Below are 14,802 nucleotides of genomic sequence, written 5' to 3' on the forward strand. Positions count from 1 at the left end.
CGGAAACCTTGGCCGGTTTGCACTTTGTTGTCTTCACGATTCTGATGCTTGGAAATGCAGCCACGCTCTTTCAAAGTTCATAACACGCTCTAGCCAAAAAAATCCAGCCTCTTTCGAGGCTGGATTTCGTGATGCCATCCTTCGAGCAACGAACAATCAGAAATCGTAGCGTGCGGTCAAACGGAACGAGCGCGGCGTCTGGTAATTGACGTCGTTCAAATAGTTCGGGCTGATCACGTCGCGGGACGCTTCACTGAACTCGTTGTACTCGGTCACCCTGTCGTTGTTGAACAGGTTGAAGACATCGAGCTTGATACGCAGCTTGTTGTCGGCCCAGTTGGGGATATATGCAGCCGCCAGATCGAACGTCCAGGTCCAGGGTGTCCGCCCTTCATCGCCACGCTGCCGTAGCACGCGGGTGCCTTCAGCGTTCAAGCAATAAAAGCTCGAACCGCTGTAACCGGTGAGGTTGCCCTGGTCAGGCTGCGGAATGTCGTCCAGCGGGATGTAGCCCTGGCAGTTGACCGGCCGACCGGACTGCAGTATCAGGTTCCCGCCGAACTGCCATTCCGGCGTGAGGTTGTAGGCGCCGAACAGCTTGAGGGTATGCTGGCGATCATTCGGTGTCGGCCCATAGGTACCGTCGGTGAACAGACGGTGATCGAAGTCCTGCGTCAGGCCCGGGTCTTCCTGCTCCAGTGTGGAATTGACGTAGCCCTCCACATTGCCGCGCGTTCTGGCAAATGTATAGGAACCCTGGAAGTTGAACTTCTCACCGGTGCGCTCCCAAAAGAACTCCAGCGCGGTGTGAATACGCCGGTACTCGGGCAGACCGAGATACGAAGCTGGCAGGGTCGCCAATTCCACTTCGCCATCGCCATTCAAGTCGACATTGAGAGTGACATCGCTGCCCGGATTCACGAAGTAGCAGCTGGGGACCGAACTCGGATCGAAGTCGGTAAAGCCGTTGTCTGCGGCCCAATCGATCCACGGATTGGTCGTGCAGGTATCGTCCATGCCGCTCTTCACTTCTCGGCGGATCATGCGAACGCCCGCCATCCAGTTTTCCGTCAATTGCAGCTGCCCGCCCAGAATCACCTCGTCCTGGTACATGGGCGACAGATTGGTGGATGCAACAGAGGCAGGGTTTGGCGCGACCAGCGAGCCATTGGTCTGGGTCACGCCAATCTGTGCGCCCTGACCGACCGGCGTGCCGTCGGCTTCACTCCATCCATCGACAAAATACCAATTGGACACAGTCGATTCCGCGCCCGTTGCACGGATACTGGAGTTCGTAGCCACCGGAATGTAGTAGCGGCCGGCGGTACCGAACAGCTTCAAGCTGGCGTCGCCGAGCACATCCCACGAGAACCCAAGCCGTGGAGCGAGCTTGTAGTCGGATTCGACCCAAGCGATACCGTCGCCGTTCTTGTTCTCGAACTTTTCACCGCGCAGACCGAGCACGGCGAGGAAGTTTTCCGTTACTTGCCAATTGTCTTCCAGATAAAAGGCGCTGTTGGTGTTTTCGTAGCTGGAGCTGCTGGTCTGATAAACGCGCGAGCGCGCATACAGTGAGCCGCGCGGCACCAGCTGACCGTTCACGGTGCGGCCCGGGCGCCCGGCAAATGCGCCGGTGGCAACTGCATTATTGGGTACCAGGTAATAGGCCCAGTTGATGCCGCCGGCATAGGTCCGGCCACGATGGCTGGATTCGTAGTTCTCCTGATCGACACCGAAGCGCAGTCGGTGATCCCCCAGCACCCATTCGCCGTCGACACGGAATGCCTTACGAATGTCCTCGTCCGGTTCGGCATCCAAATCGGCGATGGTGGAAATCGTCCCAGGGTTGCAACCGATGTAGCGATCCACCGTGCTGGTGGTCAGCCCGAAGCTGTACGCCACGGGCACTCGCCGCCGGCAGGGTTGGCGGGCAAGCGCGAGCCGATCAGGTTGCTCAGATAGCCGTACTGCGCCGACAGGGTGAAGTTGTCGGTGAAGTAGCCGGTGTATTTGAGGATGCCGACCTTGCCACCGTTCTCCATTTCGTAGCGTTCGATCGGTGCTTCATGGCGCCCGACGTTGTAGCGGTTTTCGCCGTTGGCATCGAGATTGTATTCGTACGTGTTGTACTTGGTCTTGGCCTGGTTGTAGATGCCGGTGAACTCGACCAGATTGCGGTCGTTGATATACCAGTCCAGCTTGACCAAGCCTTGCGGTGTGCTGTCGCGAGTCCGTTGGCTCGTCAATGCTCCGAACGTGTCGCTGGTTTCGCTTCGGCCTTCGGCCAAGGCGAAGAAGAACAGCCTGTCCTTGATGATCGGGCCACTGGCATACGCCGAGTAAATGGTGCTGTCGTATTGATTGTCGCTGCGGTACTGGTACAACGGGTCTGCCGCATCAGGATCGCGCTCGCGTACGTTCTTCCCGGAAGCTCGTCCCCAATCCGGCTCCCATTCGACGCTGCCACCGTAATGCCAATCGTTGGAGCCGGCCTTGGTCACGATGCTGACGATCCCGCCCAGCGAGCGCCCATATTCGGCACCGTAACCGCCAGTCTTGACCTGCAACTGACCAATGCCCTGGAAGGGCACGTTGGCGAATGACAGAAACGTGCGCATGTTGGTCACGTCGAAGCCGTTGATGTAATAGCCGTTCTCAGCCACCGACGAACCGCCGAACGAGGCGAGATTTCCTGCACCCAGGCCGCTGTCACCTCTGACTGCGCCAGGCGCTAACAAGGCGACCGAGGAGACATCGCTTGCCACTGGCAGCGAGATCATCTGTTCGGCCGTGAACACCGTGGTGGATTCTACCGAGGACACATCGATCGGGTTGAACGCTCGTTGGCCTACCACTTCGACCCTGTCCAGGGTCGTGGCGTCATTGGTCAGAAGCACTTGCGAGCCGCTACCGACCTTGACCTCGACCTCGCGAGTCACGCCATCAGAGGTGATGACGTACCTGCCTGGAGGCAGCTGGCTGAAGGTGAATCGGCCATCGGCAGCAGCGGTGGCCGAGCGACTTACACCCGTCTGGGGGCTTTGAATGGCAACGGTGCTACCTGGCTGCCCGCTACCGAAGATGGACCCCACTGCACTTTGTGCATGCACACCACCTGCCACGCACATGCCCAAAGCAAGGCTCAAGGCACTGCGTGTGATGTTCCTGGACAACGAACTACGAACCCCTGGACGCGTCATTCCTCTCTCTCCTGATGAACTACGCTCACTACGACTGCCAAACGTGGACCCAACTGCCCTGCAGCAGCTGAGGGGAGTGCTCTCCAAACGACAGCGAGCTGAACGGCTGTCAACTTCCTGAAGGCTACCTGAAGATTAACCCAAGATTTACGACCATGTCATCCTTTGGGAACTTTCTTGTGAAATGGCGCGTTTGGGCTGGGTAATCGGCAGCGAATTCGTGTACGCAGCTGCGAATTTCGGCGTGGACGCAGCCGGGCGCCGCTTCTGGCGAAGGCCGCGCTGGGCCGCCGTCCGGCGTTCCTCACTTCTGAATCAGATGCCCGGGTAGGCTGGTAGCCGCCCTGCGCGCATCGCCGCCAAAAACGCATCGTCGGGGAGGCAGTGTTGTTGCACCCTCTCTCGTGTTTCCGTCACTTGCGGGCACACACGCCCGTCGCTGGCACGGGGCAGGGGATGGTCTGCACGTGGGAAGGGAAGTGACTGGCCGCCGTCTGCAAGATGCGGATGAACGCGCATGCCAGAGCGATCCAGCGGCAACGGCTGCGGGACCCAGGCAACCGCCACCATTGCCGGGAGCATGCCGGAGCGATGCGGAATTCGCCAGCGAGCAAGGGCGCGGGCGGACGCAGCGCGCCAACTGCGCCGGCAGCGTTCAACGCATGTCAGCCAGATTGCCGCCCCGTCTTTTCCAAGCCAACGGCGCAGCGCACATAGGTGCGCGGTACCCCTTACATCACATCAGGCAACACGGTCTGTAGCGCAGTGTCTTCGGTATCGCACGCCTGCGGCGCGGGCATCGCTGACTGCTTCGCACGTGCCTTGTCGATCTCGCGGCGCGCAGCGGCTAGATCCTTCTGGAACTCGGGGTTACCGTGCAAGGCCGCGACGGTGGCGGCACCCATGATGCGGCCCTGCAGGACATCGCTCTGCCAGTGCACGTTGCAGACCAGGCGGCTGTCGCCGAAGGCGCGGCCGCGGGCGAGCAGGGCGTCGCGGTGGGCGGGGGCGATTTCGGCCAGGATCAGGCCCCAGCTCCAGCCGATCGCGGTGTGGCCGGAGGGGTAGGAACCGTTCTTGCGCAGCGCCGCGTCGTCGCCGGGCGTGCACATCGGCTGGTCGTTGCGCATGAACGGGCGTGGCCGCTGGTAACGGGCCTTCGCCGCGCTGGTGCTGGTGCTGGCATCGCGCATGCTGCGTTCGAGCAGGCGCAGCAGGTGCGGCGTGTGTGCTTGGTCGATCTGGATGCCGAGCGCGCAACTGAAGTGATTGGCGGCCGCCGGGAACGTCAGCGCAGCGTCCTGCGTGGCCAGGTCCCAGCGCGGTGTGCCGCGCAGGGCAAGCATGGATGTGGCGATGGCCTGATCGTTGGCGAGCGCGGCGCTGCCGTCCTGCGGCGGTGGCGGTACCAGGCGCAGGCTGTCGGGCACCTGTGCTTTTTCCAGGTAGCCGTGTGCATCGGTGGCGATCACCGAGCCCGCCGGAGCCGCCTTGTCGCGCGCGCTTGCACTGCCGCATCCCACTGCCAACACCGCGATGGCGACGCTGGTCAGCGTCCGGAAACAAGCGCGAGCAATGCGATCGGACATGCAGCAACCCTCGGACAACACAGATGGATGAGTGCGCAGATTACGACGCGCAGATGACATCTGCATGCCAGCGCAACGCAGCTGCGGCGCGGAATACGCAGCTGCTGTCGCAGCACTGTCATGTCCCGGTCGCATCGACGCAAGACAGCTGTCGCACGCTTGCCGTCATCTTTTGACTCGTCCCCCTGCCGCTCATGCCCAAGACCCATCTGTTAAGTGCCGCCGTCCTTACCGCGCTCGTGCTGTCGCCGGCTGCCCACGCCGCCGATCCCGAGGTGACTGCCGATACCGGCACGACCGTGCAGCAACTCGACGCGGTCTCGGTGATCGGCCAGGGCGAAACGCGTCAGGTGCAGCGCATCACCCAGCAGGACATTCCGGTGTTGCCGCCGGGCACCAGCATCCAGAAACTGCTCAACCGCATGCCGGGCGTCAACGTGCAATCCAACGATGCCTTCGGTGCCAACGAGGAGTCGCAGACGATCAGCCTGCGTGGCTTCAACGGCACGCGCCTGGGCTATACGCTCGACGGCCTGCCGCTGGGTGACAACGCCTACGGTAACTACAACGGCCTCAATATCAGCCGCGCCCTGATTGCGGAAAACTTCGGCGGCGTGGAGCTGGCATCGGGCATCGGCGCATTGGGCACCGCGTCCACCAGCAACCTGGGCGGCACCATCCAGTACTACTCGGCCGATCCGTCCAGCGTGTTCGGCGGGCAGCTGTCGCAGACGGTGGGCTCCGATGCCAACCGGCGCACCTTCCTGCGCGTGGACACCGGCGACTACAACGGGTTTTCGGCGTATCTGTCCGGCATCAATGCCGAAGCCGACATGTGGGCGCGCCCGGAGTCGCCGACCACCACGCGGCAGTTCAATGCCAAGGGCGTGTACCAGTTCGACGGCGGCAAGCTGACCGCGTTCGCCGACACCTCGCGGACCTCGCAGGCCGACTATTCGTATCTGTCCAAGAGCGGCATGGCGCGTGGCCTGGGCTGGGACTGGAACCTGTACGCACCGGACTGGAACCGGGCGTTGGCCGCGGCGTACTGCGCACCGGCCACGCGCAATGCGGCGCGCTGCGGCTTCAGCGGCGGCGTGGACAACATCGACGATGCGTACTACCAGAGCCGCGCGTTGCGCGACGACGATCTGTTCTATGTGGCCGGCGACTTCCAGCCCAACGATGCCATCAGCCTGCACACCCAGGTCTACCACCACGAAAACAAGGGTCAGGGCCACTGGTGGTCGCCGGGCCAGGCGTCCAACCCGGGCACGCCGCAGGCATTGCCGATCTCCATCCGCAGCACCAATTACTGGATCAACCGCACCGGCGGCATCGCCTCGCTCGGCTGGAACCTGGGCCCGCATCATCTCGAAGCCGGGCTGTGGTACGAGCGCAATCACCACGATGTGGAGCGCAATTTCTACTGGATCGACGGGCCGGTCAGCGATGACAAGTTCCTGCAGGATCCCGACCGCCGGCTGTTCTCGCAGAACTACATCATCACCACGCGGCAGTTCTATGTGCAGGGCAACTTCAAGTTCCTCGACGAGCGCCTGAGCCTGGATCTGGGCATCAAGAGCCCGAGCACCGAAATGACCGCGCGCGAAACGCCGGGGCTGGCGGTGGAAGCGCCGGTGGCGACCGGTTCGATCAAGGCCAGCGAGTCGGTGCTGCCGCAGGTCGGTCTGGGCTATCGCATCGCAGACGGGCAGGAAGTGTTCGCCTCGTACGCGGAAAACATCGCCGCGTTCCAGGGCGGCGGCGCCGGTGGTCCGTTGCTGGTGACGCAGGCCTCCTTCGATGCCAGCGTCGGCGCACTGGAGCCGGAGAAGTCGCGCACCGTGGAAGCCGGTTATCGCTTCGTGCGTGACCGCTTCGAAGCCTCGCTGGTGGGTTACGACGTGACCTTCGACAACCGCCTGCTCTCGCTCAATCCCTGCGCCAGCATCCAGCAGGGCACCACGCCGGCCTGCACCACGCGCTTCTTCAACGTGGGCTCGGTGAGCAGCCGCGGCGGCGAACTGACCGTGATCTGGAAGCCGACCAGCTACCTGCAGTGGTACAACTCGGCTTCGATCAACCATTCGACCTACGACGACAACTACGTGCAGAACGGCGTGATCATTCCGACTGCCGGCAAGACCACGGTGGATACGCCCAAGCGCATGTTCGCCAGCGAAATCGCGTTCAACTACGCCAACTGGAACATCAACCTGCGCGGCAAGTACACCGGCCAGCGCTACTACACCTACACCAACGACCAGGGCTTCGGCGGTTACACCTCGTTCGATGCGGGCGCCGGGTACGACTTTGGCCAGGCCGGCGTGCTGCAGGGGCTCAAGCTCTCGCTCAACGTGACCAACCTCACCGACAAGCGCTATGCGTCCAACCTCACCGCGTTCGCCAACAGCGATCCGAATGGCCGTCAGCTGGCATTCCATGCCAGCGCGCCGCGGCAGGTGTTTTTGACTTTGGATGCGAAGTTCTGAGTTAGGGATTGGGGAGTCGGGATTGGGGATTGGTAACAGCGGGTCTTATGGCTGCTGACTGATTTCCGGTGGTGATCGACGTGGATGGTTTTAGAGTGGCTGGCAAGACTTAGGGAGTGGTTGTCAGGCTAGTGCGGACGATGCGGAGAAAGCGGGATGTACACATCGTACATCCCGCCTCGCTCATCGGCCGCGCTCGCCTGACGATGACGCGGTGGTGTTGATGGCTGTTTTTTGTTGGAGAAAGGCATGATGCAGTTCCACCGCGCGTTGGTGTTGGGAGCGATGATGGTCGGCATGAGCGGGTCCGCGTTGGCAGAGGCGCCGTTGGCGAAGACGGTGCAGATCTTTGCGCACCGTGGCGCCAGCGCCTTGCGCCCGGAACACACCTTGGCGGCGTATGCCAAGGCGATCGTCGATGGCGCCGATTTTGTCGAGCCGGATCTGGTGTCAACCAAGGATGGCGTGCTGGTGGCGCGGCATGAGAACGAGATCGGCGGCACCACCGATGTGGCCAGCCACCCGGAGTTCGCCGCGCGCAAGACCCGCAAGACCATCGATGGCCAGGCGATGGAAGGCTGGTTCACCGAAGACTTCACTCTTGCCGAATTGAAGACCTTGCGTGCGCGCGAGCGGTTGCCGCAGTTGCGCAGCACGCGGTGGGATGGGCAGTTTCAGATCGTCAGCTTCGACGAGATCATCGATTTTGTCGCCGCCGAATCGGCGGCGACCGGGCGCAGCATCGGGCTGATTCCGGAGATCAAGCACCCGAGTTACTTCAAGGCACTTGGCCTGCCAATGGAAGACAAGGTGCTGGCCACCTTGCGTGCGCATGCCTACACACACACTGCGCCGGTGATCATCCAGTCGTTCGAGACCGGCAACCTGCGTGAGCTGCGCGGCAAGATCGGGCGCAGCAGCAACATTCGCTTGCTGCAGCTGCTGGGCGGTGCGCAGATGGCGTTGCCCGATGCGGGCGTGGGCAATGCGCCACGCACCTACGCGCAGATGATCACGCCCGAGGGACTGAAGCAGGTTGCCGGCTATGCCGATGCGATCGGCCCGGACATCCGCAGCATCATTCCGCTGGATGCGCAGCAGCGCCTGGGCACGCCGACCAGCCTGGTGCACGACGCGCATGCGGCCGGGCTGCAGGTGCAGCCGTATACGTTCCGTCCGGAGAATTATTTTCTGGCGGCCAACAACCGCAACAGCGGCGCGGTGACCGAGCGCAACGACAGCGGCGCACTGGCCGAGCTGAAGATGTATCTGGATGCCGGCATCGATGCGTTCTTCGCCGACGACCCGGGCCTGGCGCGGCGTGCATTGAGCGGGCACCCCTGAGCAGCGTCGCGTAGGAGCGCGCCAGAGCGCGACGGGCTGTAGCGGTAATGCCCATCGCGCGCAGGCACGCTCCTACGCAGGGCAGGGCATGATCGGTTCTGCGGTCGCCTGGAAAGTCTCAGCTACCTGGCGGCCGCTCGCGCGGCGGGAAATGCAGCACCACGCTTTGCGAGCCATCGTCCTGGCGCTGCCACAGCACAGGAACCTGGCGTGGCGGCGGCGGTTCCAGCACGTCGCGTTCGGTGTTGCTGATCTCCCAGGCGGCGTCTTCGTCCTCGTCTTCCCAGCTGTAGCGCGGCCTGGCCTGCTGCGGGTCGCGCAGGCGCAGCAGCAGCGCGGCGATCAGGCCGGCAACCGCGCCGCCCAGATGCGATTGCCAGGACACGCCGGCCTCGTGCGGCAGGATGGTCAGCAACATGCCGCCGTAGAACAGGAAGGCGATCATGCTGGTGGCAATCGCCGGGCGGTCGCGGCGCAGCAGGCCCAGCACGAACACCAGGAACATCAGCCCGTGGGTGACGCCACTGGCGCCCAGATGCCGGCTGCCGGGCTCGCCCAGCAACCACGCGCCCAACCCCGAACCCAGCCACAGCAACGGCAGCGCCAGGGCGGTGGCGCGCGGATACACGCTGCCGGCCAGCGTGCCCAGGATCAACAAGGCGGCGGCGTTGGCGCCCAGATGCGCGAGCGAGCCATGCAGCAGCGGGGCGGTGAGAATGCCGCGCAGGCCGTCGGCCTGCAGCGGTGCCACCGCCCAGGCGCGCCAGTCGAATATGCCTTGCGCGGTGAATACCGCCACCAGCAGCAACACGGCGGCAAGGCTCACATTGAAGGCACGCAGCACCCGGGAACGATCCAGGCGAGCTTGGGTGGTGGTGTCGGCGGCGGCAACAGGATGCGGTGTCATACCTTCACGGATGGCGTCGCGCGGGTTTTTTACAAGCCTCTCAAACTCGGGATAAGCAGGCCCGGCGGCGGGATAATCCAATCCCGCCGCCGAATCCTGGCGTCGTCTGCCGCGCATGACGCAAGTGGATGAGACGCGGCACCGCACGTGCCGCGCCATCCGCCATCTGCAAAGTCCACTTCCGGCCGATCTGCAGCTTGGCTGCAGGGCCCTTGCCCGCCCACCATCGCAGGACACGCTGCAAGTACGGCCTTGTAAGCTCTTACGCGGCATCCATGCCGCGTAAGGTCCCGCGACGGTGGGCGGGCAAGGACCAGTCGGAATGGTCGGTGTGCATGGTTGCGAGCAGCGGAGGCTGCGCCACCAATCCCGAATCCCGACTGCCCAATCCCGGCTCCTCAGTGCCCGGCCGGCCTGGGCGGGCGCAGCACGCTCAGCACGATGGTCGCAACCAGGATCGCCACCACCACGCCCAGCGACACCAGCACCGGGATCTTGTACAGGTCGATGATCATCATCTTGGTGCCGATGAACACCAGGATCACTGCCAGGCCATACGGCAGCAGGTGGAAGCGGTCGGCCATGCCGGCCAGCAGGAAGAACATCGCGCGCAGGCCCAGCACCGCGAACACGTTGGAGGTGAGCACGATGAACGGGTCGGTGGTGATCGCAAAGATCGCCGGGATGCTGTCCACCGCGAAGATCACATCGATCACCGCAATCAGGATCAGCACCACGAACAACGGGGTGAACCAGCGCTTGCCGTCCTTGATCACGCTCAGCGCATGGCCGTGGTACTGCGGGCTCAGGCGCAGATGGCCGCGCATCCAGCGCAGCACCGGGTTGGCTTCCAGGTCCGGCTCCTTGCCGGCGGAGAACCACATCTTGATGCCGGTCAGCAGCAGGAAGGCGCCGAACACGTACAGCAGCCAATGGAACTTGGTCAGCAGCACCGAGCCGGCAAAGATCATGATCGCGCGCAGCACGATCGCGCCCAGCACGCCGATGATCAGCACGCGCTGGCGCTGCTCCTCGGGCACGCCGAAGTAGGTCATCACCATCAGGAACACGAAGATGTTGTCGACCGCCAGCGATTTCTCGACCAGATAGCCGGTCAGGAACTCCAGCCCGATGCGGTCGGCCGCCGCATCGCCCATGCTGCCCTGCAGGTACCACCACAGGCCGGCGTTGAAGGCCAGCGCCAGCAGCACCCAGCCTATGCTCCACCAGGTGGCTTCCTTGAAGGTGACCTTGTGGGCACCGCCGTGGCGCATCAGCACCAGATCGACCAACAGCGCCACGATCACCACGATCGCGAAGCCACCCCATAACCAGACATTGCCAATGGTTTGCATACAAGAATCCCGAAAGTGAAACGACCTGGACAACCGGTGGGCTGAGGCCTTGTGACACGGAAATCGTGGATTCCGGGTGACGGACCTTCGCCTGCGCGGCGAAGGTCTCGCTCACAACCGGCCGGGCCGGTTGCCGTTGCACCGGAGCGCCTGATGGCAGGGCTCGTCATGACGGCGACAACGCTGGGAGCTACTCCCCTTCTGCGCCCGATTCTGCGTGCCCGGGGCAGGCACGTCAATCCAGCCGGATACAATGGGCGGATGAATACTCCTGTCCCCGTCGTCCGACTCAAGAATGCCTGGCGCTCCAGCCACCCGTGGATCTTCCAGAAGCTGGTGGAAAAGCCCGCCGCCAAGCCCAAACCCGGCACCATCGTCGATGTGGTCGGCGTGGACGGGGAATGGATCGGCCGCGGCTTCTACAACGGCCATTCGCGCATTGCCGTGCGCATCCTGGAGACCGACCAGGCGGTGCCGGTGGATGCGGGCTGGTTCTCGCGCAAGATCGCCGCGGCAGTGAGCCTGCGCCGCGACTGGCTCAAGCTCGATGGCGTGTCCGATGCCTGGCGCGTGGTGCACAGCGAAGGCGACGGCCTGTCCGGCCTGGTGGTGGACCGCTACGGCGACCTGGTGGTGGTGGAGTTCTTCGCCGCCGGCATGTTCCGCCACCGCGAATGGATCTACGAGGCGCTGCGCGAGCAGTTCCCGGGCTGCCGCTTCCACAGCTTCGCCGACGAACACGTGCAGAAGCAGGAAAGCTTCGATTTCCACGGCAACACCACCACCGAAGCGGCGGTGATCACCGAGTACGGCATCAAGTTCCGCGCCGACCCGGCCGGTGCGCACAAGACCGGCTTCTTCGCCGACCAGCGCGAGAACCGCCAGTGGCTGAGCGAGCAGGTCGAAGGCAAGAGCGTACTGGACCTGTGCTGCAACACCGGCGGCTTTGCCGTATACGCGGCCGCCTGCGGCGCGTCCGAGGTGCTGGGCGTGGACATCGACGAAGACGTCATCGCCATTGCCAAGGGCAACGCCAAGCTCAATAACGTGCGGCCCAGGTTCGTGCAGGCCGATATCTTTCCGTGGCTGCGTGATGCCTCCAATCGCGGCGAGCAGTACGACGTGGTGATCCTGGACCCGGCCAAGATGACCCGCGACCGCGAGCAGGTGATTCCGGCGCTGAAGAAGTACCTGGACATGAACAAGCTGGCGCTGGGCGTGGTCAAGCCGGGCGGCCTGTTTGCCACCTTCTCGTGCACCGGCCTGGTGGCCGAGCAGGAGTTTCTGGACATGCTGCGGCGCGCCTCGTATTTCTCCGGCCGCACCATCCAGATCCTCAAAGTGGCCGGTGCCGGCCCCGATCACCCGTTCATGGCGCACGTGCAGGAATCGCGGTATCTGAAAGCGGTGTTCTGCCGGGTGGTGTGAGGGCGCTCGCTGTGAGGCAGCGGGCAATGCGTAAAGCCCGCTGCTCGCGTGTGTAGGTCGGTGGCAGGGCAGGGATGGCCGCTTTGAGGATGATGCGCGGTGGCGGCGGCCAGGCGGTCTTGCACGTGCGCGCCGCATCGCGTGGCCTGCGATGTGCCTGCAGCGCGGGAGCTGCCGTCATCGGAAGCGCCCAACCAGGGCAACACCTGTGCGTGATGGCACTGGTTGGTCGCCGCACGCGGCAGCCGGGAGTTCAACGCAGACATTCACTAGGGAGCGGCAGCCGATGAGGTCCAGCGACGAAGACGAACGCAAGGCTTTGAGGCGCTTGCTGCGCGAGGTCGAGCGGCCGCATGCCAGCCTGCTGGCCAGCAACTGGCCGGTGTTCGGCGTGTGGCTGCTGTTTTCCGGTGCTTTCATGTACTTGTTCCAGACTGGCGACGGTTCGCCGCTGCATCCGCTGCTGCTGGCGCTGGGCTCCACCTGTCTGGGCGTGTTCGGTGCGTGGATCGTGTTCCGCGCGGTATGGGCGCGGCAATGGCCGCATGTGCGCGAGCACATCGATGTGGACAGCGTGCGTGCGCGGCTGGCAGAGCTGGACGATTGAGCAGGCGGTGAGCGCGCAGCGCGCACTCACCAGCCGGCCGGGCGAGCGGTGATCTCCGGCACCGCCTGGCGCAGATCCGCACCGAACCCGGGCTTGAGCATCGTCTCCGAATCGATGAAGCCGTAGAACACGCCCTGCACCGGCGAGGCGCCCTGCTGCTCGATGTCGCCGCGCAGCTGTGCGGTGCCGCCCACGTTGATCGCGCCGAACGCGCCCGGGCCCTTGAACACGGTACTGGCCTGGGCGTTGGCGCCGATGGTGGCGCCCGGATGCCACACGGTCAGCCCGCCGAGCACGGCGTTGCCCTGCACGGTGCCGCCCATCACCGTGGCATGGCCCTCGATGCGGGCATTACCCAGCACGCTGCCGGCCAGCACCCGTGCAAATGGACCCACGTAGGCGCTGGAAGCGACATTGGCGGCATTGGCGACCCAGCCGCCACCATTTGCGTGGCGACGGCCCACCGGGGTGGGCGTGGCGGCATTGGGCTGGCTGCCGGCCGGGGCGGCATTGGTCAGGATGACGCTCCACGGGTAGCGGTAGATGGCGTAATACGACTGATCCCATTTGATTTTCTGCATGGTGGTGGGCGTGCCCATCACCATCAGATAGACCGCGCTATCGCCGCGCTTCAAGGCCACGCTCAGGCTGGCCCTGGCACCACGCTGCAAGGCGCTGTAACGCGCCTTGCCGGCACTGTCGATGATCACCACGCCCCAGCGCCAGTCCGAATCCGGGTTGGGGATACTGGCAGGGTCATTGACCAGGCCCGGGAGACCGGTGACAGCCGGGGCGCTCTGCACCTGGCCCTGGAAGGCGACCGTGATGCTGGTGGCGCCGGCGGCCGGAATCAGCTGCACAAGGTTGTAGCCCCAGCGCTGCGGTGCCCACTCGAACGGCACCCGATAGCGATTGGCCTGGCCGGCCACCGGATCGAGCACGGTCATGCGCAGCGCGCGGTCGCGGTTGTCCCAGTCCTGCGTTTGCTGCGGGTCGAAGGACAGATTGCTGCCGTAGCGGGCGCGGTATAACGCACCCTGGTCGCTGCCATCGGGATTGGTGTAGTCCCAGTTGACGTTGCGCATGGCCCAGTCGCCGAACACATCGTTCATCTGCGCCTGGCTCCAGCCCATGTTCGTCTTGATCACCGAAAATGGATCGGTGGTGCGGCGTAGCGGGTTGTCGATGCGCGGGGCCTTGCTCCACATGTCGTTGATGATGGAGTAGCCATAGCGATCCTTGAGGTACTCCATGAACTGCCAGTTGCAGTAGTTGTCGCGGGTGGAACCCAGGTACAGGTGCGGATAATTCACCAGCATGCTCGAGCAATGCACCTCGCTGGCATGGAATTCCGGCATCTGATGGGCCATCCAGTTGGCATGCGATTCCCAGATCCAGCCGGTGTAGTCGGACTCCTGCAGGCCCCCGGCCTGGTACTGCAAGGCGTGGGTAAATTCATGCGCCAGCCCCCAGTGATCGCGCAATCCGCCCGGGCCGATGCGCATCATCATGCCAGCGGTGCTGGTGATGCCGCCGATCAGGCCAAAGCGGGGGTCGATGTAGAGATTGGCCTTGTACTTGGTACTGGCGTTGCAGAACGGCTCTGGAAACCTGATGCGATTGAGATAGATGTCCCAGACCTGTTCGAGATACTCGCCAGCAGCGCGCACGTCGGCACCGGAAATCCCGTTACCGCTCCATCGGAACGCAAAATGCGCAGTCTGGTAACGCACCCCGGGCATGTTCACTTCCGCGGCGCCGACCATCCAGTTGCCGGCAGTGCAGGCGGCACTTGCAGAGGAGGCGGTGCCAAGACCCATGGCGATCAGGACAGGCGTGAACCAGCGTCGGGCATGCACGCGTCGTGAGTCGGACAT

10 protein-coding genes and 1 other RNA gene are annotated in these 14,802 nt (G+C 63.8%); 4 read left to right on the forward strand and 7 right to left on the reverse strand.

Features of this window, described 5'->3' with window-relative positions; genetic code table 11:
• Window positions 1–156: 156 nt before the first annotated feature.
• From XarbCFBP7408_RS23230 to XarbCFBP7408_RS17565, 3 genes are all read right to left on the reverse strand, one after another.
• Window positions 157–1,902, reverse strand: a complete 1,746-nt coding sequence (locus tag XarbCFBP7408_RS23230; protein WP_258072186.1) for a TonB-dependent receptor domain-containing protein — start codon at window positions 1,900–1,902, stop codon at window positions 157–159.
• Window positions 1,881–3,146: a TonB-dependent receptor gene (locus XarbCFBP7408_RS23235; RefSeq protein ID WP_258072188.1), complete on the reverse strand. Its 1,266-nt coding sequence runs from the start codon at window positions 3,144–3,146 to the stop codon at window positions 1,881–1,883. Before XarbCFBP7408_RS23235 ends, XarbCFBP7408_RS23230 begins: the two co-directional genes overlap by 22 nt.
• Window positions 3,147–3,931: 785 nt before the next feature.
• Window positions 3,932–4,789, reverse strand: coding sequence for an acid phosphatase (locus XarbCFBP7408_RS17565; protein ID WP_104564051.1), 858 nt, complete (start codon window positions 4,787–4,789; stop codon window positions 3,932–3,934).
• Between the two features lie 194 nt (window positions 4,790–4,983).
• Between XarbCFBP7408_RS17565 and XarbCFBP7408_RS17570 the strand changes: the two genes are divergently transcribed.
• On the forward strand, window positions 4,984–7,284 hold the full coding sequence (locus tag XarbCFBP7408_RS17570) for a TonB-dependent receptor (protein ID WP_104564052.1): 2,301 nt from the start codon (window positions 4,984–4,986) through the stop codon (window positions 7,282–7,284).
• A 97-nt stretch (window positions 7,285–7,381) separates the two neighbouring features.
• Here the strand turns inward: XarbCFBP7408_RS17570 and XarbCFBP7408_RS17575 are convergent.
• Window positions 7,382–7,457: non-coding RNA, sX9 sRNA (locus tag XarbCFBP7408_RS17575), on the reverse strand.
• Between the two features lie 76 nt (window positions 7,458–7,533).
• On the opposite strand from XarbCFBP7408_RS17575, the gene XarbCFBP7408_RS17580 reads away from it, so the two are divergent.
• On the forward strand, window positions 7,534–8,628 hold the full coding sequence (locus XarbCFBP7408_RS17580) for a glycerophosphodiester phosphodiesterase (protein ID WP_181106866.1): 1,095 nt from the start codon (window positions 7,534–7,536) through the stop codon (window positions 8,626–8,628).
• 118 nt (window positions 8,629–8,746) lie between these two features.
• Here XarbCFBP7408_RS17580 and XarbCFBP7408_RS17585 read toward each other — a convergent pair whose 3' ends face one another.
• Together XarbCFBP7408_RS17585 and XarbCFBP7408_RS17590 are read right to left on the reverse strand one after the other, a co-directional pair.
• Window positions 8,747–9,535 carry a rhomboid family intramembrane serine protease gene (locus tag XarbCFBP7408_RS17585; protein WP_104564053.1) on the reverse strand — a complete coding sequence of 263 codons (789 nt, stop codon included), beginning with the start codon at window positions 9,533–9,535 and terminating at the stop codon, window positions 8,747–8,749.
• A 398-nt stretch (window positions 9,536–9,933) separates the two neighbouring features.
• Complete coding sequence (locus XarbCFBP7408_RS17590) at window positions 9,934–10,890, reverse strand: TerC family protein (RefSeq protein WP_104564054.1); 957 nt, start codon at window positions 10,888–10,890, stop codon at window positions 9,934–9,936.
• Between the two features lie 261 nt (window positions 10,891–11,151).
• Here XarbCFBP7408_RS17590 and XarbCFBP7408_RS17600 point away from each other — a divergent pair, with 261 nt between their 5' ends.
• On the forward strand, window positions 11,152–12,318 hold the full coding sequence (locus XarbCFBP7408_RS17600; protein ID WP_104564055.1) for a class I SAM-dependent rRNA methyltransferase: 1,167 nt from the start codon (window positions 11,152–11,154) through the stop codon (window positions 12,316–12,318).
• A 286-nt stretch (window positions 12,319–12,604) separates the two neighbouring features.
• Window positions 12,605–12,925, forward strand: coding sequence for a hypothetical protein (locus XarbCFBP7408_RS17605; RefSeq protein WP_104564056.1), 321 nt, complete (start codon window positions 12,605–12,607; stop codon window positions 12,923–12,925).
• 26 nt (window positions 12,926–12,951) lie between these two features.
• Here XarbCFBP7408_RS17605 and XarbCFBP7408_RS17610 read toward each other — a convergent pair whose 3' ends face one another.
• Window positions 12,952–14,802 (reverse strand): Svx/AvrXca family virulence/avirulence protein, encoded by a 1,851-nt coding sequence (locus tag XarbCFBP7408_RS17610; RefSeq protein ID WP_104564057.1) that lies wholly within the window; start codon window positions 14,800–14,802, stop codon window positions 12,952–12,954.

Origin of the sequence: Xanthomonas arboricola pv. guizotiae, from assembly GCF_002940205.1 — a bacterium.
Taxonomy (GTDB): domain Bacteria; phylum Pseudomonadota; class Gammaproteobacteria; order Xanthomonadales; family Xanthomonadaceae; genus Xanthomonas; species Xanthomonas arboricola_C.

What these genes read in the sequence shown, in the direction of transcription:
- XarbCFBP7408_RS17565 (WP_104564051.1), bottom strand. Translation starts at nt 4,789, where the DNA reads ATGTCCGATCGCATTGCTCGCGCTTGTTTCCGGACGCTGACCAGCGTC.
- XarbCFBP7408_RS17600 (WP_104564055.1), top strand. Translation starts at nt 11,152, where the DNA reads ATGAATACTCCTGTCCCCGTCGTCCGACTCAAGAATGCCTGGCGCTCC.
- XarbCFBP7408_RS17570 (WP_104564052.1), top strand. Translation starts at nt 4,984, where the DNA reads ATGCCCAAGACCCATCTGTTAAGTGCCGCCGTCCTTACCGCGCTCGTG.
- XarbCFBP7408_RS17605 (WP_104564056.1), top strand. Translation starts at nt 12,605, where the DNA reads ATGAGGTCCAGCGACGAAGACGAACGCAAGGCTTTGAGGCGCTTGCTG.
- XarbCFBP7408_RS17610 (WP_104564057.1), bottom strand. Translation starts at nt 14,802, where the DNA reads ATGTCCGACTCACGACGCGTGCATGCCCGACGCTGGTTCACGCCTGTC.
- XarbCFBP7408_RS17590 (WP_104564054.1), bottom strand. Translation starts at nt 10,890, where the DNA reads ATGCAAACCATTGGCAATGTCTGGTTATGGGGTGGCTTCGCGATCGTG.
- XarbCFBP7408_RS17580 (WP_181106866.1), top strand. Translation starts at nt 7,534, where the DNA reads ATGATGCAGTTCCACCGCGCGTTGGTGTTGGGAGCGATGATGGTCGGC.
- XarbCFBP7408_RS17585 (WP_104564053.1), bottom strand. Translation starts at nt 9,535, where the DNA reads ATGACACCGCATCCTGTTGCCGCCGCCGACACCACCACCCAAGCTCGC.